Annotated in this window: 26 protein-coding genes; 1 reads left to right on the top strand and 25 read right to left on the bottom strand. The window is 47.1% G+C overall.

What is annotated here, in order from left to right; all coding sequences use genetic code 11:
- Window positions 1-11 precede the first annotated feature (11 nt).
- The 24 genes from L1076_RS07445 to L1076_RS07560 all read right to left on the bottom strand — a co-directional run bounded on the left by L1076_RS07445 (window position 12) and on the right by L1076_RS07560 (window position 23,123).
- On the bottom strand, window positions 12-755 hold the full coding sequence (locus L1076_RS07445; protein ID WP_038864810.1) for a heme ABC transporter permease: 744 nt from the start codon (window positions 753-755) through the stop codon (window positions 12-14).
- Window positions 756-864: 109 nt separating this feature from the next.
- Window positions 865-1,533 carry a heme exporter protein CcmB gene (gene ccmB, locus L1076_RS07450; RefSeq protein WP_038864811.1) on the bottom strand — a complete coding sequence of 223 codons (669 nt, stop codon included), beginning with the start codon at window positions 1,531-1,533 and terminating at the stop codon, window positions 865-867.
- A 1-nt stretch (window position 1,534) separates the two neighbouring features.
- A complete protein-coding gene (gene ccmA / locus L1076_RS07455; protein ID WP_038864813.1) occupies window positions 1,535-2,152 on the bottom strand; it encodes a cytochrome c biogenesis heme-transporting ATPase CcmA in 618 nt (205 codons plus the stop codon).
- 199 nt (window positions 2,153-2,351) lie between these two features.
- Complete coding sequence (locus tag L1076_RS07460; protein ID WP_038882173.1) at window positions 2,352-2,843, bottom strand: DUF2802 domain-containing protein; 492 nt, start codon at window positions 2,841-2,843, stop codon at window positions 2,352-2,354.
- 14 nt (window positions 2,844-2,857) lie between these two features.
- Entirely contained in the window at window positions 2,858-3,352 is a 495-nt protein-coding gene (locus L1076_RS07465; protein ID WP_038864816.1) for a chemotaxis protein CheW, read from the bottom strand.
- A 35-nt stretch (window positions 3,353-3,387) separates the two neighbouring features.
- On the bottom strand, window positions 3,388-4,545 hold the full coding sequence (locus L1076_RS07470; RefSeq protein WP_237303459.1) for a chemotaxis protein CheW: 1,158 nt from the start codon (window positions 4,543-4,545) through the stop codon (window positions 3,388-3,390).
- Window positions 4,535-5,314 carry a ParA family protein gene (locus L1076_RS07475; RefSeq protein WP_038872059.1) on the bottom strand — a complete coding sequence of 260 codons (780 nt, stop codon included), beginning with the start codon at window positions 5,312-5,314 and terminating at the stop codon, window positions 4,535-4,537. Before L1076_RS07475 ends, L1076_RS07470 begins: the two co-directional genes overlap by 11 nt.
- A gap of 8 nt (window positions 5,315-5,322) precedes the next feature.
- The gene (locus L1076_RS07480) at window positions 5,323-6,444 is read right to left on the bottom strand and encodes a chemotaxis response regulator protein-glutamate methylesterase (protein WP_237303460.1); all 1,122 of its coding nucleotides are present in this window, start codon (window positions 6,442-6,444) and stop codon (window positions 5,323-5,325) included.
- A 29-nt stretch (window positions 6,445-6,473) separates the two neighbouring features.
- The gene (locus L1076_RS07485) at window positions 6,474-8,723 is read right to left on the bottom strand and encodes a chemotaxis protein CheA (protein WP_237303461.1); all 2,250 of its coding nucleotides are present in this window, start codon (window positions 8,721-8,723) and stop codon (window positions 6,474-6,476) included.
- A 9-nt stretch (window positions 8,724-8,732) separates the two neighbouring features.
- On the bottom strand, window positions 8,733-9,473 hold the full coding sequence (locus tag L1076_RS07490) for a protein phosphatase CheZ (protein WP_038872065.1): 741 nt from the start codon (window positions 9,471-9,473) through the stop codon (window positions 8,733-8,735).
- A 119-nt stretch (window positions 9,474-9,592) separates the two neighbouring features.
- Window positions 9,593-9,961, bottom strand: coding sequence for a chemotaxis response regulator CheY (gene cheY, locus L1076_RS07495; protein WP_017635949.1), 369 nt, complete (start codon window positions 9,959-9,961; stop codon window positions 9,593-9,595).
- Between the two features lie 45 nt (window positions 9,962-10,006).
- A complete protein-coding gene (locus L1076_RS07500) occupies window positions 10,007-10,741 on the bottom strand; it encodes an RNA polymerase sigma factor FliA (protein ID WP_038882136.1) in 735 nt (244 codons plus the stop codon).
- On the bottom strand, window positions 10,734-11,621 hold the full coding sequence (locus L1076_RS07505; RefSeq protein WP_038882135.1) for a MinD/ParA family protein: 888 nt from the start codon (window positions 11,619-11,621) through the stop codon (window positions 10,734-10,736). Before L1076_RS07505 ends, L1076_RS07500 begins: the two co-directional genes overlap by 8 nt.
- A gap of 14 nt (window positions 11,622-11,635) precedes the next feature.
- Window positions 11,636-13,147 carry a flagellar biosynthesis protein FlhF gene (gene flhF / locus L1076_RS07510; RefSeq protein WP_237303462.1) on the bottom strand — a complete coding sequence of 504 codons (1,512 nt, stop codon included), beginning with the start codon at window positions 13,145-13,147 and terminating at the stop codon, window positions 11,636-11,638.
- A gap of 28 nt (window positions 13,148-13,175) precedes the next feature.
- Complete coding sequence (gene flhA / locus L1076_RS07515; RefSeq protein ID WP_237303463.1) at window positions 13,176-15,275, bottom strand: flagellar biosynthesis protein FlhA; 2,100 nt, start codon at window positions 15,273-15,275, stop codon at window positions 13,176-13,178.
- A 239-nt stretch (window positions 15,276-15,514) separates the two neighbouring features.
- Window positions 15,515-16,645 (bottom strand): flagellar biosynthesis protein FlhB, encoded by a 1,131-nt coding sequence (gene flhB, locus L1076_RS07520; RefSeq protein ID WP_038872074.1) that lies wholly within the window; start codon window positions 16,643-16,645, stop codon window positions 15,515-15,517.
- Window positions 16,646-16,654: 9 nt separating this feature from the next.
- Complete coding sequence (gene fliR, locus L1076_RS07525; protein WP_038872076.1) at window positions 16,655-17,437, bottom strand: flagellar biosynthetic protein FliR; 783 nt, start codon at window positions 17,435-17,437, stop codon at window positions 16,655-16,657.
- 8 nt (window positions 17,438-17,445) lie between these two features.
- Entirely contained in the window at window positions 17,446-17,715 is a 270-nt protein-coding gene (gene fliQ / locus L1076_RS07530; protein ID WP_005380488.1) for a flagellar biosynthesis protein FliQ, read from the bottom strand.
- Window positions 17,716-17,743: 28 nt separating this feature from the next.
- Complete coding sequence (gene fliP / locus L1076_RS07535; RefSeq protein ID WP_039974181.1) at window positions 17,744-18,613, bottom strand: flagellar type III secretion system pore protein FliP; 870 nt, start codon at window positions 18,611-18,613, stop codon at window positions 17,744-17,746.
- On the bottom strand, window positions 18,600-19,013 hold the full coding sequence (gene fliO / locus L1076_RS07540) for a flagellar biosynthetic protein FliO (protein WP_038872081.1): 414 nt from the start codon (window positions 19,011-19,013) through the stop codon (window positions 18,600-18,602). Before fliO ends, fliP begins: the two co-directional genes overlap by 14 nt.
- A 1-nt stretch (window position 19,014) precedes the next feature.
- Window positions 19,015-19,425, bottom strand: coding sequence for a flagellar motor switch protein FliN (gene fliN / locus L1076_RS07545; protein WP_005438697.1), 411 nt, complete (start codon window positions 19,423-19,425; stop codon window positions 19,015-19,017).
- A gap of 97 nt (window positions 19,426-19,522) precedes the next feature.
- Window positions 19,523-20,569: a flagellar motor switch protein FliM gene (fliM, locus tag L1076_RS07550; protein ID WP_038872083.1), complete on the bottom strand. Its 1,047-nt coding sequence runs from the start codon at window positions 20,567-20,569 to the stop codon at window positions 19,523-19,525.
- 7 nt (window positions 20,570-20,576) lie between these two features.
- Complete coding sequence (gene fliL, locus L1076_RS07555) at window positions 20,577-21,077, bottom strand: flagellar basal body-associated protein FliL (protein ID WP_237303464.1); 501 nt, start codon at window positions 21,075-21,077, stop codon at window positions 20,577-20,579.
- Window positions 21,078-21,116: 39 nt separating this feature from the next.
- A complete protein-coding gene (locus tag L1076_RS07560) occupies window positions 21,117-23,123 on the bottom strand; it encodes a flagellar hook-length control protein FliK (protein WP_237303550.1) in 2,007 nt (668 codons plus the stop codon).
- A 264-nt stretch (window positions 23,124-23,387) separates the two neighbouring features.
- Here L1076_RS07560 and L1076_RS07565 point away from each other — a divergent pair, with 264 nt between their 5' ends.
- Window positions 23,388-23,702 (top strand): NIPSNAP family protein, encoded by a 315-nt coding sequence (locus tag L1076_RS07565; protein ID WP_042605278.1) that lies wholly within the window; start codon window positions 23,388-23,390, stop codon window positions 23,700-23,702.
- A 36-nt stretch (window positions 23,703-23,738) separates the two neighbouring features.
- Here L1076_RS07565 and fliJ read toward each other — a convergent pair whose 3' ends face one another.
- Window positions 23,739-24,182, bottom strand: coding sequence for a flagellar export protein FliJ (fliJ, locus tag L1076_RS07570; protein ID WP_237303465.1), 444 nt, complete (start codon window positions 24,180-24,182; stop codon window positions 23,739-23,741).
- Between the last annotated feature and the right edge of the window lies 1 nt (window position 24,183).

The raw sequence follows: 24,183 nt of genomic DNA on the forward strand, positions 1-24,183 counted from the left end.
GATTAATTACCTCACTGAGTTTTTTCAGATGCGAGTTTGCGAACCCAAGGACGGTGACTTTCTTTACTGATGATTTCATTACGGAAACGCACCATAGTCACTGCACCAAAGAAGAACGCAAAGCCAAAGATGTTCAACAACAGCGGCCAAAGCATGTTGGATGAAATGGATGGCTTTTCAAATTTCGTAATGGTTGCGCCTTGGTGTAGCGTGTTCCACCACTCCACAGAAAAGTGGATGATAGGTAGGTTAACAACGCCAACAATCGCAAGAATACCAGCGGCTTTTGCGGCGGTTTTCTGATCGTCAAACGCGTGGTACAGCGCAATAACACCAAGATATAGGAATAGAAGAATGAGTTCTGAGGTTAGGCGTGCATCCCATACCCACCAAGTGCCCCACATTGGCTTTCCCCACACCGCGCCAGTAAGCAAAGCGATAAAAGTAAACACTGCACCAATTGGTGCCATGGCGAGTGCGGCCATTTCTGAAAGGCGAACCTGCCAAACCAAGCCAATAAATGCGGCAATGGCCATCGACATGTAAACACCCATCGACCAAATGGCTGAAGGCACGTGAATATAGATGATTCGGAAACTGTCGCCTTGCTGGTAATCCGAAGGCGCGAACGCAAGCCCCCATACGGTACCAACCGACAGGCATACGAGGGCCAAAACAGAAAACCAAGGGAGAAACTTACCACTCAGGTGATAAGCTGCTTCAGGCTTGGCATAAGGATGTAGCCATTTCCACATGTTAAGTTCTCACTCTTACTTCAGGGACACTGTCTAGAGGGTCGAGACCGTAGCAGTGCTTTAATAATAATTCTTTGATCAAACGTCGCTTAATCCGCACTTTACTGAGTTAGTTAACACTAACTCTTAGCGCTGCGCTGATAGCAAACGGGGTGAGGGTGACAGCCCCCATCAACATGGCCCCTAAAATAGCCAGTTGTCCGTTATACGCGATACCTAATGCTGCAGCATCAATCGCAGATGTAGCGAAAATCAGAATTGGGATGTAGAGCGGCAGAATAAGCAAACTTAGAAGAACGCCGCCCTTTTGTAACCCAACTGTCAGCGCCACACCAATGGCACCGATAAAACTTAGCGTCGGAGTTCCGATCGCGAGTGTCAAAACCACAGACAACCAAGTATTGAAATCAAGAGAAAGCAGGATCGCCAATAATGGGCTAATCAGAATTAGCGGCAATCCAGTTAACAACCAATGTGCTATGACCTTAGAAATCACAACAAGTTGCAACGGAATTGGCATCAGCATCATTTGCTCTAGCGCACCGTCTTGAAAATCATCACGGAATAGACGCTCTAATGATAATAAGGCAGACAGCAACGCAGCAACCCAAACGATGCCAGCTGCAATACGTGCTAACAAATTAGGTTCTGGACCGATGCTAAGAGGGAAAAGTGTGATCACGATAATGAAGAACCACAGCGGGTTCAGGATGTCTGCCTGACGACGAAATGCAATCAACAACTCACGGCGGATAATGGTGGTCATGGACGAAATCATACTAATCACCCAATTTTATTTTTCTAAGTTTAGAGCTATCTGCAAACATATCTTGGTGTGTAGTCAGAATAACGATGCCACCATTATCAGCATGATTTGCAAACAATGATTCAAGCACCTTCACACCTTGTTTATCAATTGCCGTCAACGGCTCATCTAAAATCCATAGAATTTGTTTACTCAACCACAATCGAGCAAGCGCAACACGTCGTTGCTGACCGGCAGAAAGTTGTGCTACAGGCACATCTTCTCTACCTGCAAGACCAACTTGAGTCAATGCAGCAAAGATTTCGTCATCAGAAGAACGGTTATTGTGAATAGATTGATAAAAGCGTAGGTTTTCGAATGCCGTCAACTCGCGTTTTACGCCAGTTTGATGCCCAAGGAAGAGCAAGTCTTGATGAAAGACGTCACGAGATTTTTCCGTGATTTCGCCTTTCCATTTGATGATGCCCTCTTCTCTGTCCCCTAACCCGATAATGATTCGCAGCAATGTCGTTTTACCTGTGCCGTTTCGTCCTTCTATTTGGACAAGCTCACCAGGCTTAATTTCAAATTGCAGGTTTTCAAACAGGACCCTTTCGTCACGGATCGCAGTTAGGTTAGAGACTTCTAACATAGGGCTTCAACTAAAAAATGAATGAGCGGCTATATTAACACAGCTTAGTTGTGACAAAACAGGATAAGAAAGCGATGATGTATGTAAGTTCGTGAGTTTTTGTTAACTTATGGTCACATTTTAATAAAATTAACCATAAGTGATTATAAGTTTTTATTTTAAAAATAAAAAAAGAAGCCGAAGCTTCTTTTTTCATCTTTTATCGACGTCTTCCACGAGGTGGATAAGTCGGGTCATCAGAGGGTTGACTGCTTAGTGGTGGAATTTTCTCTTTCCCTGCAAGTTTCTTCTGCAAAGACAGCATTAATTCAGCTTCCGCTTTCGGCAATTCACACTCTTCAATCAACTCGTTGATATCAGCACCAAGTTGAACCATTTTTGAAGCGCGACTATACAGTCTTCCGTCTGTATCTGCGTGTTCTAGTTCGCGAATGCGTTCATTAAGATGTTGAATTACATCTTGTTGTTCAGTGACTTTTTGGCCTAAACCAACCACCACAGAACGCACTTCCAACAGTTGTTTGTTCAGCTTTTGTACTTCTTTCTCAGCATTTCGCGCATGAGCGCGCTGCTGATCCATTTGCTTTTGTAAGCCAGCACGCACGCGTAACTGCATTAAAAGCAGAATCAGAAATACAAAAGCCAAGCCGCCTGCAAATAGCGGCAAAGATAGGAAGGTTTCTTCAGCCATGATTCATCAGCCAATTATAGGTGAGCCATCTCATCCCATTCGTCATCGCTTAGTAGCTTGTTCAAATCAACAAGAATAAGCAGTTTACCATCACGGTTGCTTACGCCTTGAATGAACTTAGCGCTTTCGTCAGTACCTACAGATGGGGTTGTATCGATCTCAGAAGAACGTAGGTAAACCACTTCAGCAACGCTGTCGACTAGGATACCGATAACTTGGCGCTCAGACTCAATCACGATGATACGTGTATTGTCAGTCACTTCGCCTTCCATTAAGCCAAAACGAGAGCGAGTATCAATAACGGTAACCACGTTACCACGCAGGTTGATGATACCTAGTACGTAATCTGGCGCACCCGGAACTGGAGCGATTTCTGTGTAGCGAAGCACTTCACGAACTTGCATCACATTGATGCCATAAGTTTCTTCTTCAAGTTGGAACGTCACCCACTGAAGAACTTCGTCGTTCGATGTATCTTTCTTCACTTCAACTTCAAAAGCTTGAGACATAGTTAATCCTCGTTAATGTCGTTCCCGACCAAAATCTAATTCAGTGATTTTACATCTAAACCGGCGTTTAGCATGTCTATAAGTGCTTGGACATGAATTAAAGCACACATTTTTTCTTTCACCATACCCGCTAACCAAGGGCGTTTGCCGGCTTGTTCACGCCAACGGACTTTGTCGATATTGAGTGTTTCAGTTCCCATTAACTGGTTACTTGCCAACCCCCACATGCTTTCACCAAGCATGACGACATATTGGTAATTCTCTTTGTAGTCTTCATCACGAAGCTTATCTGCCATCACCCACTTTGCAGTGTCTACGACATCAAATTGCTGTTCGCGACTGGTTTGTAAACCCAAATACCAAGCAGGTCGACCGATTAAGTGATTGAGCTCTGTGATGCGATGAATGCCACCAAGCTCATCAAGCGGTACAGCGAACGTCACGTCGTTTACATCAAAGTACAACACTTGAAAGTCTTCACTACGTTGTGTGCTTTCCCAAGCATCAGGAAGCTTTGCTCCCGCTTCGGTCTCCAGCTCTGTTTCTGTCTCGATGCGTTGTTCAATTTCCACATCGGCATCAAACTTTGGTTCAACCACTTCAACTTCTGGTTGAATCCTGATTGGTTCGGGTTGTTCAATCTCAATCGCAGACACTGAATCTTCTTCAATGTCCCACTCTTGGATTTCTTCCACGGCTTCAACCGCCGCTTCGACTTCGATTACTGGTTCTTGTACGATTGACTTTGCTTCTGCAGCTATATCAATGGTGTTTTGTTCCAGAATGTCATCGATATCCAACTCTGCTACGACATTTGTAGATTCAAGCTGGCTTAATAATCGTTGTACATCCTCCAGATTGGGCGCTTCCAATGCTGGGGAATACATTTCGCTGTATTGGTAAGACTCGGGTTCAGCGTAATGCAGTTGCAATTTTGGCTCTGGCTCTGGCTCTGGCTCTGGCTCTGGCTCTGGCTCTGGCTCTGGCTCTGGCTCTGGCTCTGGCTCTGGCTCTGGCTCTGGCTCTGGCTCTGGCTCTGGCTCTGGCTCTGGCTCTGGCTCTGCAGATGATAGTTCTTGAGCGAGCAAGTCAAGTGCTTCTTCTTGCTCAATAACTTCGACCTCTTCGCCAAGCAAAGCACTGAAGTAATCATCAAGTGCTTGTTCACTGGAAAGTACGTCGTTATTGCTCATCGAACGCTAGCCTCTCCAAGTAAATTAGCAGTTGCTTGTATGCAAACACGCCACGGCTACCAGAAGCAAAATGCGATGCTGGCAGGTGCTTCAAGCTTGCATCACGGAATTTCGTGTCAATCGGTACCGCTGAGGTCCACACCTGATTCGGATAATCCTTTTTCAGCTGTGTTAACGTCTGCAACGAAGCTTTCGTGCGCTTATCGTACATAGTCGGCACGATAGTCACTTTGAACCCGCCCGGACGAGACTTTTGCATGATGGTTAACGTGCGAATCATGCGCTCTAAACCTTTCATGGCCAAAAATTCAGTCTGTACCGGAATTAAAATGCGATCACTTGCTGCTAGTGCGTTCACCATCATCACACCAAGAATTGGCGGACAGTCGATCAGCACATAATCATAATCTTGAGCAACGGCTTGTAGAGCTCGCTTTAAGATCAACCCCATTCCGCTGCGGTTGCCCATTACACGGTCGAGCGTGGCTAATGACATGTGCGCAGGGATAATGTCCATGCCGTCAAGATCCGTTTCTACGATCAACGGTTTTACCGTCTCACGAGTAAACGTCTTGAGCTGAAAAAGGTCGAACAAGCTCGACGTCACAGCATCAGGATCATAACCAAGGTACGTGGTCAGTGACGCATGTGGGTCCGTATCCACCATTAAGACACGATGGCCTTTTTGGCTTAATAGGCCTGCTAACGTCACTGTTGATGTCGTTTTGCCTACCCCACCTTTTTGGTTTGCTACACTCCAAACGATCATGATTTTTCCTACGCTAAGCCGACTTCGACCAGCATGCGCTCAGCAATACGGTCAAGAGGTAAATCTTCAGTGGATATACCCGCTTTCGCAACCGCTTGAGGCATGCCGTAGACGACGCAGCTTTCTTCGTCTTGAGCCCAAATAGTTGAGCCAGCCGATTTCAGCATACGCGCACCTTCACGACCATCAGCACCCATGCCGGTCAGTACCATCGACAAGACTTTGTCACCGTAGACTTTTGCCGCCGAGCCAAACGTTACGTCAACACAAGGTTTGTAGTTCATACGGTCGCCACCATCAATAATACGAAGACGAGCAGCACCAGCACGACCATCAACCATCATCTGTTTGCCGCCTGGGGCAAGATAAGCAACGCCAGCTTGCAACACATCACCATCTTGCGCTTCTTTCACTTGGATTTTGCATAGCGTGTTTAGACGACTCGCAAACGCCGCGGTAAAAGTCGCTGGCATATGTTGAATAAGCACGATTGGGTGCGGGTAGTTTACAGGTAAGCGAGTTAGAATTTTTTGCAGCGCAACAGGGCCACCGGTTGAAGTGCCAATAGCCGTTAACTGATACTTCTTACCAGACGCGCGGAATTTCGCAGCCATAGCGCGACTTGGTGCAGATGCCATTGGCGTAGCTGAACGAGATGCTAAAGGACGTGTTGTCGATGTCGAATTAGCCGTTGTCGCCGCTGGTTTCGCAATAGGACGGCGCATAAACGCACGCTTGGAAGCAATTTGGATCACTCGTTGTTGGAGCAGCGATACCGCTTCATCGCGATTACGTGCGATGTCTTCGAATTTCTTCGGTAAGAAATCCAACGCACCAGCGTCTAGTGCATCAAGTGTCGCTCTCGCCCCATCATGCGTCAGGGACGAAAACATCAGGATTGGCGTGGGAGACGCAGCCATGATTTCACGAACGGCAGTAATACCGTCCATGACTGGCATTTCAATATCCATCGTGATGACGTCAGGTTTGAGAGATTTGGCTTTTTCTACCGCTTCTCTGCCGTTAACCGCAACGTCAATCACTTCTAGGCGCGATTCTGAGTTGATGATTTCGCTTACGCGACGACGGAAAAAACTCGAATCATCAACGACTAGTACTTTAATCGCCATTTTATTCCTTTTATAAACCCCAGCTTCGCTTAAATGCGTGAAGCCGCAGCATATTGCTTAAGTAGGTCTGGCACATCAAGAATCAATGCGATGTGGCCATCACTCGTGATAGTCGCACCTGCCATACCTGGCGTGCCTTGCAATAGATTGTCTAATGGCTTGATAACCACTTCTTCTTGGCCGATAAGCGTATCCACCACGAAACCAACACGTTGGCTGCCGATCTGTACGATAACAACATGACCGTGCCCCGTACGCTCTTGTACTCGTGGAGACTTAGAAGCCAACCAGTTCTGCAAGTAAAACAGTGGAATAGATTTATCACGTACGATGATCGTCAGCTGGCCATCTACCACATTCGTGCGGCTAAGATCTAAGTGGAAGATCTCGTTAACAGAAGCCAGAGGTAGTGCAAATGGGTGACCGCCAACGCCAACCATTAGCGTCGGTAGAATTGCCAATGTAAGCGGTACTTTGATCGTAATCTTCGTACCCTTACCTAATTCAGAGTCAATATCGATAGAGCCATTTAGTGTATTGATCGCGGTTTTTACCACGTCCATACCAACACCACGACCTGAGATATCAGAAATCTTATCTTTGCTTGAGAAACCAGGAGCAAAGATCAAATTGAAACACTCTTTGTCAGACAGGCGCGCAGCCGCATCTTCATCCATCATGCCGCGTTTCACGGCGATACCACGAAGTTTGTTCGGATCCATACCACCGCCATCATCAACGATAGCCAGTTCGATATGATCGCCTTCTTGTGACGCAGATAGGATAACTTTACCAGTACGAGATTTACCTGCTTTCGCGCGGTCGTCTGGCATTTCAATGCCGTGGTCAACCGAGTTACGCACCAAGTGGATCAATGGATCCGCTAGCGCCTCTACTAGGTTTTTATCTAGGTCGGTTTCTTCACCGCGCATTTCAAGCACGATGTCTTTATTTAGGTTACGCGCCAAGTCGCGAACAACGCGTGGGAAACGGCCAAATACTTTCTTGATTGGCTGCATGCGCGTTTTCATCACTGCACCTTGAAGGTCTGCAGTCACGACGTCTAGGTTTGCTACCGCTTTCGACATTTCTTCGTCGTTGCTGTTCAAACCCAAGCTTAGTAGACGGTTACGCACCAATACAAGCTCACCAACCATGTTCATGATGGTGTCTAGCGTCGAAGTATCAACACGTACTGTCGCTTCTGCTTGTGGTTTCTTAACCGCTGGCGCTTTCGCTTCTTCTTTTACCGCAACCGGTTTTGCTTCTGGCTTTGGAGCAGAAGCAGGTGCAGGAGAAGGCGCAGCCGCTACTGGAACTGGTTGAGGAGCTGGAGCGGGTTCCGCTTTTGGCGCTTCTGGAACAACGTTTGCTGATGCAGGCTTAGTCGCAAAATCGAGCTCTTCAAGAGAAGGACCTTTGCCTGAACCATGCAATTCGTCGAGGAGTTTTTCAAACTCTTCATCCGTCATCAAATCGCTGTCGTTCGAAAATGCAGAGCCGGCTGGCGCAGCAGGTTCTGCCGCTTTTGGCGGCTCAACTGGAGCAATTTCAGAAGCAGATGGGCTCTTACCAACACCATGTAGCTCGTCGAGTAACCTCTCGAACTCATCGTCAGTAATATCACCGCTATCGGTTGCCGGAGCATTCGATTGAGTAGGCGTTGCAGGAGCAGCCGGTACAGGCGTTAATGCACCTGGTGCTGAGCCTTTGCCGTGCAGTTCATCAAGCAGTTTCTCGAACTCGTCTTGAGTAATTTCATCCACGGACCCAACACTCACTGGAGCTGTGCTTGCTTCTACTGGCGCAGCAGGCTGCTCGATAGCAGGTTCAGGAATCTCTGGCGTTACAACTGGTGCTTCTGCGACCGTAGCAACCTCGTCTTCTGACTCTGGCTTGCACAAACGGTGAAGCTCTTCCAACAATGCTGGATCTGCCGCATCTAGTGGCTCACGATCTTGCACCGCTTGGAATTGCGTATTGACTGTATCCAGCGCTTTTAACATGGTGTCCATCAAGCTTGGCGATACAGAACGCTGACCGTTTCTTAACACGTCAAACACGTTCTCAGCACCGTGACAAGTGTCAACAAGCTCTGCTAATGATAGGAAACCAGCACCACCTTTTACGGTGTGGAAGCCGCGGAAAATCGCGTTTAGGAGATCTTTGTCTTCTGGGTTATTTTCCAGTTCAACCAGCTGCTCAGACAGCAGCTCTAGGATTTCTCCAGCCTCAATGAGAAAGTCCTGAAGAATATCTTCGTCTAAATCGTAGCTCATACGTTACCTTTAAAATCCAAGACTGGACAACAAATCGTCGACTTCGTCCTGCGATGAAACCGCATCTTCCCTAAGTTCCGGATTCAGAATAGGGCCTTCAGCTTCGCTTGATTGTTTAATCTTTTTATCTGACGGTTCTGGCAAAACTTGAGTCTGTTCTTCTGGTTTATTTGCAGAAAAGACGGTCAAGATCTCAACCAAGCGATCTTCCACTTCATTAGAAAGCGTGATCACACGGCGAATAATTTGACCCGTTAAGTCTTGGAAGTCCTGTGCCATAAGAATTTCGGTCAGTTGACCGCGCAACTCAGTACTGTCACCTTCGACTTGAACTAATAGTTCATCGATACGGTGACAAAGTGTTTTGAAATCGCTTAATTCAATGCGTCCGTGCATGAGTTCGTTCCACTGAGGTCGAACTTGTTGAAGGCACTCATGCAGGTTATCAGCGATAGGTAAACAGCACTCAACCGCATCCATCGTTTTGTTTGCTGCCAGTTCAGTTTTATCAATCACATATTGCAGACGGTCTCTTGCATCCGGTATCTCGGCTTTTGCAATTTCTGTCATGCGCTGATCGAGGTTGAACTGCTTAAGTGAATCATGAAGGTCACGGGTTAATGTTCCGATTTCTTTAAGCATCGGATTCCCGTCGCCTTCATATATCGAGGCAACAAGCGTGTTAGCTTGGTCCTGTTCCCCGTTTTCTAGCATCTGAACGAGCGACTTCGCCTGCTCTAGTGAGATCATCCTGAATAGACCCTTTTTTACGTTTAGTGCTTTCTTTTGCTTTTTTGAGCGTCAACCGAGCCACCCTTTTGTATTAGGTATTAGGAGTGATGACTCGAGTAACAAAGAAAAAGAGAGAGTTATAAACGTTCGAAAATTTTATCTAATTTTTCTTTTAGTGTTGCAGCGGTAAATGGCTTAACGATATAGCCGTTAACGCCTGCTTGTGCTGCTTCAATGATCTGCTCACGTTTAGCTTCTGCTGTGATCATAAGAACAGGAAGGTGCTTTAATTCTGCATCTGCACGGATGTGTTTAAGCAAGTCGATGCCTTGCATACCTGGCATATTCCAGTCAGTTACAACAAAATCGAAGTCACCTTTTTTCAGCATTGGTAATGCAGTTAAACCGTCGTCCGCTTCTTGAGTGTTATTGAAACCCAAGTCACGAAGCAGGTTTTTAACAATACGGCGCATTGTTGAGAAATCGTCAACAATAAGGATCTTCATGTTTTTATTCAAAATTGCCTCCACTGAATCGTAAAATCAGTGTGTTTAGTCATTTTGTGTCCACGCACTGAGCTTGGTGCGTAAACGTTGCATCGCTTGACTCAGTATTTGGCTTACGCGAGATTCGCTTACGCCCAACACATCGCCAATCTCTTTCAAATTGAGTTCTTCGTCATAATAAAGCGAAAGTACCAAAGCTTCACGCTCCGGAAGCTGTTTTATTGATTCAACCAGTGCTTTTCGAAACGATTCATCAGCTACGCCCTTAAATGGGTTGCTGTCATCGGTTTCGTCCGCTGGTGAAATCACGTCATCAGAAACACCTAAATCTTCGATACCCACTAACCTTGAACAATTTATGTCGGTCAACGCACTGTGGTATTGATCTAGTGTCATACCAAGATGCGCTGCGACTTCAGAGTCAGACGGGTCGCGATTTAAGATGCCTTCCAGCTCCGCTACCGCTTGGTTAATTTCACGATTATTTTTATGAACAGAACGAGGTACCCAGTCGCCTTTGCGAATGTCATCTAACATTGCACCGCGAATACGGATACCTGCATAAGTTTCAAAGCTCGCACCTTTAGAACCATCATAATTCTGCTGAGCTTCGATAAGACCGATCATGCCGGCCTGAATTAAATCCTCTACCTGAACACTCGGCGGTAAACGGCCTAACAGGTGATGAGCAATACGCTTGACCAACACAGAATAACGTTCAATGAACGCCTGCTGGCTATTAAACTTGCCATGTTGGTCGTAGGTAATCGCTTTATTCACCAAAAGGGTCCTCTGTGAATTCAGTACGATTTAGCAACCTTTCAACAAAGAACTCTAGGTGTCCACTTGGTGTTTTCGGCAGTGGCCACGTTAGTGCTTTGTTCGCTAATGAGCTGATTGCTAAAGCCGCTGGAGAACGAGGGAATGCATCCACAACGATCTTTTGTCGTTTAACGGCTTGTCGAACTTTGTCATCCAATGGAATACATGCTACGAGTTCAAGGCTGACATTCAAGAAGCGCTCTGTGACTAGCGTCAACTTTGCGAATAATTCTCTGCCTTCACGGTAGCTTCTGACCATATTTGCAACAACTTTGAAGCGTTGGACCTGATGTTCTTTACTCAACAACTTGATTAATGCGTAGGCATCTGTGATAGAAGTCGGCTCGTCACAGACAACAACCACAACATCTTGAGCTGCTCGTGAAAAACTAATCACCATGTCAGAAATGCCCGCTGCTGTATCAATCAGCAGTACGTCCATTTCTTCTTCAAGACTACCAAATGCACGGATGAGTCCAGCATGTTGAGCAGGAGATAGCTCGGTCATGCTTTGTGTGCCAGAAGTTGCAGGGACTATCTTTATACCATAAGGGCCTTCAACAATCGCATCTTTTAGCTCACATTCACCCGCAAGGACATGCCCAAGGTTACGTTTTGAACGGATTCCGAGCATAACGTCCACATTGGCTAGACCTAGGTCAGCATCGAGAACCATCACCTTCTTGCCTTGGCGAGCCATACAGATCGCCAGACCCAGTGTTACGTTTGATTTACCCACACCACCCTTGCCGCCAGTAACAGCAATTACTTTAGTCAATGATGGTTGTGTTAAGCGACGGAGGCCGCTTGCTTGATCGTGTATCATATTCTCAGTCATAGTAGTCCGCCGCCCTAGAGTCCTTCGCTGTCACTGTTCCAAAAGTGAGGTTCGTTCTCTGTCGACTTCTCTAACAGTTCATTTGCTTTCGCAATCATGTATTTTGGTTGTGCTATCACAATGTCTTCTGGCACGCGCTGACCATTGGCGATGTATGCCACTGGCATCGCATTCTGAATCACGACGCTGATAAATTCACCCAAGCTCAATGATTCATCAAGCTTAGTCAAAATACAGCCCGACAGCGGAATGCGTCGGAAATGATCCAGTGTTTCTTGTAGAACACGACGTTGTGCGGTAGCTGGCAAAACAAGGTAGCTATGAATCACTTCTCCGCTCTCTTGCATCAGGGTATCAAGCTGTTCAGAGAGCCTTACATCTCGCTGCCCCATCCCTGCCGTATCGACCAAAATCAGTCTTCTGTTTCGTAGCTGATATATAACATCGGCTAACTCGTTAGAATCTTTAGCAACTCTTACGGGACAACCCATAATTCTTCCGTAAATTGAGAGCTGCTCATGCGCACCTATGCGATATGTATCTGTTGTCACAAGGGCTACGTTATCGGCACCAAACTCCATAGCCGCACGTGCTGCCAGCTTCGCAACGGTCGTGGTTTTACCCACTCCTGTCGGGCCAAGCAGTGCAACCACGCCACCACGCTTTAAAATATCTTGTTTTGGAATCGTGATTTGATCTGCAACAAGAGAAAGCAGTGCTTTCCACGCTCGCGCTGGTTTAGTGTCTTCTGGGATATAGCATGCCATTTGATCCGCAAGCTCCGGGGACACACCCATTCGCTCTAAACGTTTGATCAGCATGGCTCTTAGAGGCTCACGGCGCTCAACTTCTTGCCACATCAAACCAGAGACTTGGTGCTCAAGCAGACGACGAATTGATGTCATCTCTTCTCGCATGTTCTCCAGCTCATCCGCTGCGTCTTCACGCTCATCCGCAGGACGGCGGCGATCGTAGCGGGTTGGGTCCAACTTTGGCGTCGGACGCTCAAAACGGCTGTCTTGAGCAATCAACTTCGCCAAGGGCGAGTCTGGTTGGTAAGGCGCTGGCTTTTCTTGGTTATAGCTTTCACGATGCTTATTTTGGCGTTGCAACAATGCCGATAGCGAATCTTCATTTTCCGCTACGTGGTCATCTGACTCAGCGGCACCGCCACTGTATTGCTTGAGCATGTTCGCGAAACGTTTTGTCATCGAGCCTGATTTTTCATTGTTCGCGTTTAGGCTGATTCTGTCTTCATCTAAACGGCGATCTTGATAACGCTCAGACGCGGATGATGACATTTGACGAGGTTCGCTATAACGATTCGATTGAGCTGCGCTGCGATTAGGAAGCGACTGCGCTTGCGAAGACGGTGCCGCATTGGACTCACCATCTATTGCCGCAACGATCTCGACACCGCCCGCCACTTTCTTATTCGACATGATCACCGCTTCTGCACCAAGTTCTTCTTTCACTTGGAGCAGCGCCGTTCGCATGTCTTTGGCAAAAAATCGTTTAATCTTCAAACTATGAATCCATTAATGATGCGCGGGATCAGTTACCCACGGCTTGCACAATTCTGATCTGTTTCTCGTCCGGTATTTCTTGGTAAGACAGTACGCGGAGGTTAGGTATTGTGTTCTTAACAAACTTCGCCAGTGTGGAACGCAATACGCCAGACGTCAGCAGAACCGCAGGCTCACCTTTCAGTTCTTGCTCTTGTGTCGCTTGGCTCAAGGACGACTGAAGTCGCTCGGCTAACCCCGGTTCTATGCCCGCAGATTCGCCCCCTGATGCCTGCATGGTTTGATGCAATATTTGTTCCAGTTCAGGAATGAGTGTTATCACCGGCAACTCTGGTTCTATACCATTGATTTCCTGAACAATTAGTCGCTTCAGGCTAATGCGCACCGCTGCCGTTAAAATGTCAGGTTCTTGACTCTTACTCGAGTACTCGGCCAACGTCTGCACTATGGTTCTGATATCGCGAATAGGGATGGCTTCGTTAAGTAGGTTTTGTAGCACTTTGACCACCACACCTAATTGCAGTTGATCAGGGACGAAGTTCTCCACCAACTTAGGTGCGCTACGACCAAGCATTTCCAATAGGTTCTGTACTTCTTCATGACCAATCAGCTGTGATGCGTTGTTGGTGAGTAGTTGACTTAGGTGCGTCGCCAATACAGTAGAAGAATCAACAACGGTATAACCAAGAGCTTGTGCATGTTCACGTTGCTCTTCACGAATCCAAACCGCTTCAAGACCGAACGCTGGGTCCATGGTTGGTTCGCCTTCAATCATGCCGTAAACCTGGCCAGGGTTAATCGCTAGTTCTTGGTCGGGACGAATCTCGGCCTCACCAACAGCAACGCCCATCAAGGTAATACGATAGCTGTTTGGGGTCAGTTCTAGGTTGTCGCGGATATGAACCGCAGGAATAAGGAAACCGAAGTCTTGAGAGAGCTTTTTACGCACGCCTTTAACACGTTCAAGCAGTTCGCCACCTTGGTCTCGGTCCACCAATGGGATCAAACGGTAGCCCACTTCCAGACCGATGATATCGACTGGTTGTACATCATCCCATGACAATTCGCGTTGAGAAATGGGTTCGCTGCCATCTTCCGCTTTGGCGGGTAAGGCCGGTTCTTTGGCTTTTTGTTTTTGCTTCTTATCAAGCCAGTAAGCAGCAGCACCAGCAACAGCGGCTAATGACAAGAACGAGAAATGCGGCATACCCGGCACGATACCCATCACACCAAGAATGGCAGCGGTGATCATGAGAGCTTTCGGGTTGTCGAACATCTGGAAAATCAGCTGCTCACCCATGTCTTCATCAGTATTTTGACGCGTTACCATCATCGCTGCAGCGATAGACAGTAGCAACGATGGAATTTGTGCCACCAGGCCGTCACCAATGGTCAGGAGCGTGTAGATTTGCATCGCTTCAGAGAAGCCCAAACCATACTGTGCCATACCAATCGACAAACCGCCGATGATATTGATGAACAGGATTAAGATACCGGCAATCGCATCGCCTTTAACAAACTTAGACGCACCATCCATTGAACCGTAGAAGTCGGCTTCTTTGGTCACTTCAAAACGGCGTATGCGTGCTTGGTCTTGGTCAATCAAACCGGCGTTCAAGTCTGCGTCGATCGCCATCTGCTTACCCGGTAAAGCATCCAGTGTGAAGCGAGCACTTACCTCAGAAATACGACCCGCACCTTTGGTGACCACCATAAAGTTAATGATCATCAAGATTAGGAACACGACCAAACCCACGGCGTAGTTACCGCCAATCACAACGTTACCAAAGGCTTCGATTACGTTACCAGCGGCGTTGCCCCCTTCATGACCGTAAAGAAGTACCACACGCGTAGACGCCACGTTCAATGCAAGGCGCAATAAGGTTGCAATAAGCAGTACAGTTGGGAATGCAGCAAAGTCGAGTGGACGACGTGTGTAAACGGTCACTAACAACACCACCATGGCTAAGGCGATGTTAAAGGTGAAGAATAAATCCAGCAGGAACGCAGGAATAGGCAAAACCACCATCGCAAGGGTGGCCAGTACCATAACAGGCGCACCAATGGCAGGCATGGAACGCTGTGGGATCTTTGGCAATTTATCTGCAAATGGCAGGCTTAACTTCATACTGCGAGGTGTCTCAATCGGTCTGGAGCATCACGTAACTGAAAGCAGTAATTAAACGCTTATAATGAGTACTACGCGACGGCTTTAGCCTAAAAGTTTAGGTATTGTTGTTGATTAACGCGTTATAAGCAATGTGTGTACCATGATTAACGCCAAAATAATGACTAATCGCTCAAAGAAATCACAATCCTTTGATCTAATGCGAATTTTTGTCTACTTCACCCATGCAATTATTTTCATTAGTGGCGATGTTCCGGTGGGATTGGCAAATCGTAATCTTGGATCTTAGGTCGCTGACCGCCACGTTTACGATATTGCTTAAGCTGGAACACAAATGCGAGAACTTGTGCAACGGCAGTAAACAGTCCGTCGGGTATTTCTTGTTCTAATTCGGTGGTGTGATAAAGCGCACGCGCCAGTGGTGGAGCGGGTACAATGGTAATGTCATGTTCACGCGCCACTTCTCGGATTTTCATCGCCATGTGGTCAGTACCTTTGGCAATCACCACAGGCGCACGGTCCGTTTTCTGCTTATAGCGCAGTGCTACCGAAAAGTGCTCAGGGTTGGTAATGATAACGTCCGCTTGCGGGACATCCGCCATCATTCGGCGCTGTGCGGCTTCCCTTTGCAACATGCGAATACGCCCTTTTACTTCTGGCTTGCCTTCGGTCTCTTTGTATTCGTCTTTAATCTCTTGTTTGGTCATCTTAAGTTGATCGGCATGCTGCCAGATCTGAAAGGGAATATCGATCGCGACCACAATTAACAGCGAACAACTGATAAGCAAAATGAAGTTGAGTAGGATATCCAAAGCATGGAAGATGTTTTGCGGATACACATCCATACTGAGTTGAATCAAGTCCGCTTGTGAGGCTTGAATGAGGTATATTGCCATCCCCGTAACAAGTGCGACTTTCAGGATGGACTTGATAAGCTCCACCCAACTCTGCATACCAACCATACGTTTTAAACCGCTAAGTGGGTTCATTTTGGACAGTTTTGGCATTGCCGCTTCAGCAGAAAAACTGATGCCCCCGACCCCTGCGGCTCCAATCATGGCAGCAACAAACAAGGTGATGAGAATCAAAAACAGTGGAAACAGCAAATCTGTCATCGCGCCAAACGCAATATCAAACAACTTTGCAGTATCAAAGATCTCTTCTCGCTTGAGATCAAATAAACGGCTCATAATAGAAAACAGTGAGCGTGCTAAAGCATCACCAAACCACATTAAGGCGATCGCGCCCACAATCAGCACAGAGGCGGATGCGAGCTCTTTAGATCGAGCAACTTGCCCCTTCTCTCTGGCTTGTTGTAACCGTCGGGGGGTGGCTTCTTCGGTGCGTTCTTGACCGTCTGACTCTGCCAATCCAGCCTCCTAGCAATTCAAGCGAATGAGGTTACAAATCTGCTCCTCACCCACAGCCCAGAACAATTCATAATGGCTGTATAAACCCGCCAGAATGTACCAACAAAGCAGCAAGCCCACCATCAAAGCGAATGCAAAACCGAGTGAGAAAATATTCAACTGCGGTGCAGCACGCGTCATTACACCAAATGATAAGTTGATGGTAAGCAATGCGATGATGCCAGATAAAGACATACTCAACGCCGTTTTAAACATGATGCCTAGCCAACTTGCCATCTCATAGAAGTCGACACTTCCTAATGAGCCAGAACCAATTGGTAAGGTTTTAAAACTGAACACCACCAGCTGCAGCATTTTTAAGTGCCCATCGGTGGCAAGGAAGAACATAGTTGCCAAGAACATAAAGAGCTGACCAAGCAGTGGCGTGTTCTGCCCATTCGCAGGGTCAACCATGGAGGCAAAACCCAAGCTCGATTGCATACCGAGGATCTGACCAAGCAGAACAAAGGTTTGGATCATAAATTGAGTCACCATGCCCATGGCAACGCCAATAATGATTTGCTCAGCGATGGTCATGAAACCACGGAAAGAGAGCAATTCAATGTCTTGTGGCACAGCGGGAATAGCAGGCGCAACCGCGAAGGTGATCGCTAAGCCAAGGTATAAGCGAATTCGAGGTGAGACGAAGCGTGCCCCAGTTACCGTCATCACCATCAACATGGCAGAGATACGGGTATAGGGCCAGAAGTAGTTTGCGATCCAGTCTAGGACGATATGAGTTGGATACTCCATACGCGCCTCTAGTAGAGCACCTGTGGTAAGCGTTCTATCAGGCCGTAGAAGTATTCCATCAGCATTTGCGTCATCCAGTGGCCGAACAACATCAGAGCCAACAAAGTGACAATCAAACGCGGCAAGAAACTCAGCGTCTGTTCGTTGATGGAGGTTGCCGCTTGGAAAATCGCCACGACTAGACCAATCAGCAAGCTGGGGATAATAATGGCACACACCATGATCAGCACCATCCAAAGTGCCTCACGGAAAAGCTCGACAAACATTTCTGGAGTCATGTCTTACCCTCTTCTCTCTGTGGCCAATCTAAAGGGCAAAACTGCCGGCAAGTGTCGACAATATCAAGTTCCACCCATCCACCAGTACAAACAGCATCAGCTTAAATGGCAGCGATACGATCATTGGCGATAGCATCATCATACCCATTGCCATCAAAACAGAAGCAACAACCAGGTCGATGATCAAAAACGGTAAGAACAGCATAAAGCCGATCTGGAATGCCGTCTTAAGTTCAGAGGTAATGAAAGCTGGGATCAAGACCGCCATCGAGACATCTTCTGGGTTGGTCACTTCTTCACCTGACATGGTCACGAAGGTTTCCAAATCTTTGATGCGAGTTTGTTTGAGCATAAAAGCTTTCATCGGCGCTTGTGCCGCATCAAAGGCTTCACGTGCTGTCACTTGCTCGTTCAAATAAGGTTGTACCGCTTGATCGTTAATTTCATTCAAGACAGGCGACATGATAAAGAACGTCAAAAATAGCGCGATACCAATAATGACTTGGTTAGAAGGCGTTTGTTGTAGACCCATTGCCTGTCGCAAGATGGACATAACCACCACGATACGGGTAAACGACGTCATCAAAATCACCATGGCTGGCAAGAAGCCAAGCATGGTCATCAAAGCAAGAATTTGTAGAGTAACCGAGTAGTCTTCGCTGCCATCGGCATTGGTCGTCATGGTAAAGGCGGGAATCCCTCCACCATTGCCCACTGACATACTGCGGCTTGAGCCCGACTCACCCTCCATTGCCTTAACCGTCACACTGTCGCCCTGCGCTAGATTGGCAGGCAATGATGATTCCTCTGCTTGTGCAAAAGAAAGCGAAGAAAACAGCACGCCAACGAGCAACATAAAGGTGCTCAGCATCAGGCGGATTGAATTATCCTTTGTCATGTTTTTTTATCAGTTGGCTAAATTGACTAGCAAATGCGCTGGTCGCCAACGCTTCCTCTTTCAATGGCGTTTCAAGCTTGGCCAAGGTTTGGATAGATTGACTTGTAATGCCAACCAAGAACTGTTCTTCACCAACCTGAACAACCGCAATGCGCTCTTTGGTGCCGACTGGTAACTGACTGACAATACGCAGCCCTTTCTGTTGCCCCATCGCTGGAACTTGCATGCGTTTTAGCAACCAAGCCAGTAATAAAATCACACCAATCACAAGCACTAAAGAACCTAACGTGGTTGCTAAATCTAGACTCGTTGGCGCGGCTGCAAATGCATAAGGAGCACTCAGCATTAAGCCGAGTGCTCCTGTAATTTGCTTCAATCGCGTTTTGATTGAACTGCTCATATTAGCGCAGCTTTTTAATGCGTTCAGTTTGGCTGATCACGTCGGTCAGACGAATACCAAACTTGTCATTGACGACAACGACTTCACCATGAGCAATCAAAGTACCGTTAACCAATACATCTAATGACTCACCAGCTAGACGGTCAAGTTCCACAACCGAACCTTGGTTCAATTGCAGCAGGTTACGGATACTGATTTGCGAGCGACCCACTTCCATCGAGATGGTCACTGGGATATCCATGATGGTGTCGAGTTTACGACGCTCATCTTCCGTAATTGGAGCAGAAGTATCTTTTAACTCTTCCAGTGGCGCTGCCAATATCTCATCAACATCGATTGAAGGTGCAGACGGGTCTTCGCCAAGAGCGGCTGCCCATTCGTCTGCTAGCTTTTGATCGTCACTTGGTTCCATTTTTCTGTCCTGTGTTAAGCCTTGCTTACGCCTTTTTGAGTCTCGTCACCAATGACATTGAGAGAGACATCTTGGCGGCTTGTTTTAGCAAGGATTTTTAATCGTTTGTATCGTCGTCATTCTCAAGTTCAGACATGATGTCTTTACCCAAGAAGGCTAAATCGGTTTTGACTACGTGTGGACGCTCGATTTCTTCAGAAACTTGCACGGCAAGCTTGTCGTCAGAACGCCCCATTTTCACACGGTAAGTCGGCAAATCTTCGATGAACATAGTCGCGTGTTCTGGCATTTCAATCGGGATAACATCACCCGGCTGCAGTTCCATCAAATCGCGAAGAGAGATGTCTTTCTCTAACAAGTTCACACGGAAGTTAACCGGGCAATCCATAATTTCTTCGCGCAAAGCAGAGCTCCAACGAACGTCAGTTTCCATCTTGTCGGATTGCACACCTGCATCAAGCAGTTCGCGGATTGGTTCAACCATGGAGTAAGGCATCACTACGTGGAAGTCACCGCCACCGCCATCAACTTCGATGTGGAATGAACTCACGACAATAACTTCGGTCGGACTCACGATGTTTGCCATACTTGGGTTCACTTCGGAATCGAGGTATTCAAATTCCACCCCCATCACTGGCGACCACGCTTCTTTGTAATCTTCGAAAACAATTTTCAGCAGAAGCTGAATGATGCGACGTTCGGTTGGCGTGAATTCTCGGCCTTCGATTTTAGCGTGGAAACGACCATCACCACCGAAGAAGTTTTCAACCAAGATAAACACCAAACGTGCTTCCATGGTGATCAAGGCTGTGCCTTTGAGTGGACGAAAACGCACCATATTCAAACTGGTCGGAACGTACAGCGTATTTTGGTATTCACCAAATTTCATCATCTGTACGCCGTTAATCGACACCTCAGCGGTTTTACGCAACATGTTAAACAGGCTGATTCGCATGTGTCGTGCAAAGCGCTCATTGATAAGTTCGAGCGTCGGCATCCGACCACGGACAATCCTGTCTTGAGACGAGAAATCGAAACTGACGGCACTTTCGTCGCCGGCATCTATGGGTTCATCGACGTCATCAACATCGTCAACCCCATGCAGGAGCGCATCAATCTCGTCTTGGCTTAATAGATCGGTCACGTTTTACCTATTGAATTACAAAATCTGTAAACAGTACTTTCTCAATCACTGGCTTACCAACTGCCGCGTTCAATGCCGCTTTGATGTCGTCTGAAGCGCGATCTCGCAGTTCCACACGACCCGTAGGTGAACGAAGCTGCTCTACGGTTGCCGATGCGAAAGTCGACAACAAAGAGCTTTCAATTAGTGGGGAGTGGTAACGAGCTAATTGCTCATTTTCACTACCGCGCACCATCAGCTGTGCTTTGATTTGTACCAGTCTGTCGCGACGGTCACCCGTCACGTTAAAAATAAACGGTTGTGCAATGTTAACGTAAGCAATGGGCTCTGCAGCGGTCGTGGCTTGCGCTTGCTGAGTTTGAGCGGCTTGCGCAGGCTCGCCAGAACCCATTAAAAAGAAGGCTGCTGCACCACCACCGATAAGCAACACCACTACCGCAATGATGATGACCAGTAGTTTGCCTTTTCCTTTCGGTGCATCAACACCTTGTAGCTGTTCTTCTGCCATTACTGTCTCTTATTGTTCTGTTTTTTCTAGGCCGCTATTTTATGCGTAAAAACTAATTCCATCACGCTTTGAGGCCACATTCAAATCAAGATTCACGTCGGCATCAAAGTTTTCATCTGACTGGCCAGAAAATCCACGACCTTGTCCGCTTTGACCATTTTGATCCGCATTCGCATAGCCACCTTGCTGCTGACCACTGCTTTGTTGTTGCACTGAAGAATCCGCCAGTTGCATGCCTTGCTGCGCCAACATTTCTCTTAGACGAGGCAGTGTTTGTTCAATCAAGTCGCGTGCTTGTGGGTTTGCTACCGTAAAATGAACGTTGGCAAGATCGTTGTTCATTGTCATGCGGATTTGCATACGACCAAGTTCTGGTGGGTCAAGACGGATATCGAGGTTCTTTAAGTTCTTCGACATCATCATTTGCACTTTCTCAGCGACTTGATCATTCGCCAGCTCTTTGGTTAGTTGCAACGGCAACTGAGCTTGCTGAGCGGCATCCACTCTTGTTTGTTGCTGAGCTGTCATACCTTGTTGACCTGCTGCCGCTTGAATTTGTCCCGCTAAACTAGGTTGTGGTTCCGGTTTATCTTGCTTATTCGCAGCACCTTTTAATGCGCCAGCAGCAAGGCCTGCATTCATGACCTTCTTACTCAATTCAGCACTCGATGCTGCGTGATTCACAGGATTCATCGTTGAAGCCGCTAGTGCCTCTGGCATCACAGACATTGCAGCTTTATCGACATTTGGCGTTGCTGCAGTTTGAGCGTTCACTTGTGCGGTCGTATGCTTTAGTTCCTGCGCGGCAAGTTGATGCGCTTGCTGAGCGGTCACCATTGAAGCAACCGTTCTAGAATTGTGTTGAGCTGCTTGATGTTCTGCCATCGCGACTTTTACATCACTTGGTAAGGCAACAAATTGAGCCAACTCTTGCTCTGGAATATCCGCAATAAGTTCGCCCGTTTTTAGCCCTTCAATGATATCGTTCTCTTGCTTAGAAAGCGGCTTTCCTTGCGCTAACTTTGTATCGATGACGTGTAGTTCATCGATAGAGATGCGTTTTACGTCAATCGTTTCAGCGTCGGCGGACAAGGTTTGTTGAAACGCCTCAGATCCAATAACCGGCTGCGCACCTTGTGTGACAACTTGGCCGTTAACCGCAGCTTGCGTCGTCGCGTTTACGGTTGCTTCTGCATGCATGGCTTGAGTGTTTGGTGAATTCCAATCAATTTGTGCTTCTGTCTTAGGGTGTGGGCCAATTGGTTTACCGTCGGCATCCAAAGTCACCGTTTCACCTTGTTTCGACACGGTAATCTCACCTTGCGGTAACGTATTTGACGCTGCTAGTTCGATCTTTTGCTCTGGTGATAACGGCTTACCATCCACTGTCATCATTGACTTTGCTGCAAATGCTGCCTCTGGTGGCAATGCTTTGCCGCTATCAACTAAAGACTCATTAGTTTTTAGCGCTTGGTTTGCTTGCTCAATTCGACCAAGCAACTGTTGACCTTCTCCCATCGCACTCTTTACGTTATCACTCTGTACTTGAGTATCGGATATGTTCTTTTGAGTCCCACTCGCCACCACGGACGTATCCCCTGCGTGGCCAGAATCAAATTTTGTATCAACAGGGACTTCACTGCCGCTCTTTGAAACCGATGAATTTACCCCAACAGTGTCAACATCAGAATCTACAGGCGTCGCTTTACTACCTTGATCGCTTGTTGCCTTTGTCTCGCCTTGAATCAGCAACGCATCGGTCGATTCGGTTGACGTGGTCTTCTCACCTTCTGTTGTGACTTTTTCTTGGCTCTCACCTTCAGAGCCTGTCGAGGCCACTTTCAGGCTTTCGCTTTCAATTTCTGTTGATGCTTCTGGCGTGTCAGACTTCGCGACTGCCTTTTCTGCTTTTTGTGAATCCGTAAATACCCCAGCTAAGGTTTCAAAAAAACCTTTGCTTTCAGGGTTTTCTGCATCAACTTTTGAAGACGCATCGGAAACCGATGACTTACTGGTTGCAGAAACATTCGACAAATTCACATTCATATAGACACTCTCGTTATCGCCAGCGTGAGTCATTCCACTGCCGGATTGCCTTGCATGGCAAAATTAGGTGATTGGAGAACCCGTTTGGCAAATAGAATTGCAAAAATCACGCCAACGCATAACGTGAGTTTTCTGACGCTCATCAGGCCCGATTGAATGATGGAATCAGGATCAACCTCAGAAGAAACGGCTTAGTTCGATGAATTTGACTCAAACGCTTTCAAGGCGTAAACAGTAACCTTGCTCAACCGACGAGGACCGACTGTGAAAGTAACAGAATTACGCCAATACAAAATCAAAACAGGCAAAACAGAGCAATGGTTAACGTGGATGAAAGACGAGTTGCTGCCCTACCAACGCTCCAAAGGCATGCGCGTATTGAACACTTACGTTCACACTGGCGAAGATGGGCACGATTATTTTGTGTGGTTACGAGAATTTGATAGCGAAGCCGATCGTCAGAGACTTTATGCGGACACTTACAATGATTGGTGGATTAGCAACATTCGTCCAAAAGTGTTTGAGTTGATCGAGCAAGACTCGGTTAAAGTCACTTTGCTTGAATCCGTCGACATGTAGCCAACAAAAACAATACTACATAGCGACAGGGGACGCTTAAAAACGTTGCGGTTTTCGGCTATACAGCAAGGTAGAAAACTCATCCATCTGCTTTTGCTCACGCTTAGCTTCCGCAATTTGCTTTTCTTTCTCGCGCTTATCAATCATCCACTCATAAGACATTCGCTCTTTACGCATGTTTAACCAATAGTCTTGGCAGTTGACGACTTGCTCTTTGAAGTGGGTTTCCGCTTGCTTTTGCTTGGAAAGCGTTTCATCAAGCTGGGTTAAGAATCGGTTTAAGTGACCATATTGACTGGCCGTCAGACCTGCCATACCGCGATCGACTAACTGTTGGCAGTAATCTAAACGGTACTTTTCAATCTGTTCGACTTGGCGGTAGTAGTCTTCAAGCTCTGAGCGTGCTTTGTTCAGTGCCAACACCGCTTGGTCTTCACGCTCTTTCGCTTGATCAAGTAGGAATTCCATCGCGTTATTCATG

Source organism: Vibrio sp. MMG023 (genome assembly GCF_021654215.1).
In the GTDB taxonomy this organism is placed as follows: Bacteria; Pseudomonadota; Gammaproteobacteria; order Enterobacterales; family Vibrionaceae; genus Vibrio; species Vibrio jasicida.

Excerpts from the sequence above, each read along its gene's own strand:
- L1076_RS07445 (WP_038864810.1), bottom strand. The coding sequence starts at position 755 with ATGTGGAAATGGCTACATCCTTATGCCAAGCCTGAAGCAGCTTATCAC.
- ccmB (WP_038864811.1), bottom strand. The coding sequence starts at position 1,533 with ATGATTTCGTCCATGACCACCATTATCCGCCGTGAGTTGTTGATTGCA.
- ccmA (WP_038864813.1), bottom strand. The coding sequence starts at position 2,152 with ATGTTAGAAGTCTCTAACCTAACTGCGATCCGTGACGAAAGGGTCCTG.
- L1076_RS07460 (WP_038882173.1), bottom strand. The coding sequence starts at position 2,843 with ATGGCTGAAGAAACCTTCCTATCTTTGCCGCTATTTGCAGGCGGCTTG.
- L1076_RS07465 (WP_038864816.1), bottom strand. The coding sequence starts at position 3,352 with ATGTCTCAAGCTTTTGAAGTTGAAGTGAAGAAAGATACATCGAACGAC.
- L1076_RS07470 (WP_237303459.1), bottom strand. The coding sequence starts at position 4,545 with ATGAGCAATAACGACGTACTTTCCAGTGAACAAGCACTTGATGATTAC.
- L1076_RS07475 (WP_038872059.1), bottom strand. The coding sequence starts at position 5,314 with ATGATCGTTTGGAGTGTAGCAAACCAAAAAGGTGGGGTAGGCAAAACG.
- L1076_RS07480 (WP_237303460.1), bottom strand. The coding sequence starts at position 6,444 with ATGGCGATTAAAGTACTAGTCGTTGATGATTCGAGTTTTTTCCGTCGT.
- L1076_RS07485 (WP_237303461.1), bottom strand. The coding sequence starts at position 8,723 with ATGAGCTACGATTTAGACGAAGATATTCTTCAGGACTTTCTCATTGAG.
- L1076_RS07490 (WP_038872065.1), bottom strand. The coding sequence starts at position 9,473 with ATGATCTCACTAGAGCAGGCGAAGTCGCTCGTTCAGATGCTAGAAAAC.
- cheY (WP_017635949.1), bottom strand. The coding sequence starts at position 9,961 with ATGAAGATCCTTATTGTTGACGATTTCTCAACAATGCGCCGTATTGTT.
- L1076_RS07505 (WP_038882135.1), bottom strand. The coding sequence starts at position 11,621 with ATGACTGAGAATATGATACACGATCAAGCAAGCGGCCTCCGTCGCTTA.
- flhA (WP_237303463.1), bottom strand. The coding sequence starts at position 15,275 with ATGAAGTTAAGCCTGCCATTTGCAGATAAATTGCCAAAGATCCCACAG.
- fliR (WP_038872076.1), bottom strand. The coding sequence starts at position 17,437 with ATGGAGTATCCAACTCATATCGTCCTAGACTGGATCGCAAACTACTTC.
- fliQ (WP_005380488.1), bottom strand. The coding sequence starts at position 17,715 with ATGACTCCAGAAATGTTTGTCGAGCTTTTCCGTGAGGCACTTTGGATG.
- fliP (WP_039974181.1), bottom strand. The coding sequence starts at position 18,613 with ATGACAAAGGATAATTCAATCCGCCTGATGCTGAGCACCTTTATGTTG.
- fliO (WP_038872081.1), bottom strand. The coding sequence starts at position 19,013 with ATGAGCAGTTCAATCAAAACGCGATTGAAGCAAATTACAGGAGCACTC.
- fliN (WP_005438697.1), bottom strand. The coding sequence starts at position 19,425 with ATGGAACCAAGTGACGATCAAAAGCTAGCAGACGAATGGGCAGCCGCT.
- fliL (WP_237303464.1), bottom strand. The coding sequence starts at position 21,077 with ATGGCAGAAGAACAGCTACAAGGTGTTGATGCACCGAAAGGAAAAGGC.
- L1076_RS07560 (WP_237303550.1), bottom strand. The coding sequence starts at position 23,123 with ATGAATGTGAATTTGTCGAATGTTTCTGCAACCAGTAAGTCATCGGTT.
- fliJ (WP_237303465.1), bottom strand. The coding sequence starts at position 24,182 with ATGAATAACGCGATGGAATTCCTACTTGATCAAGCGAAAGAGCGTGAA.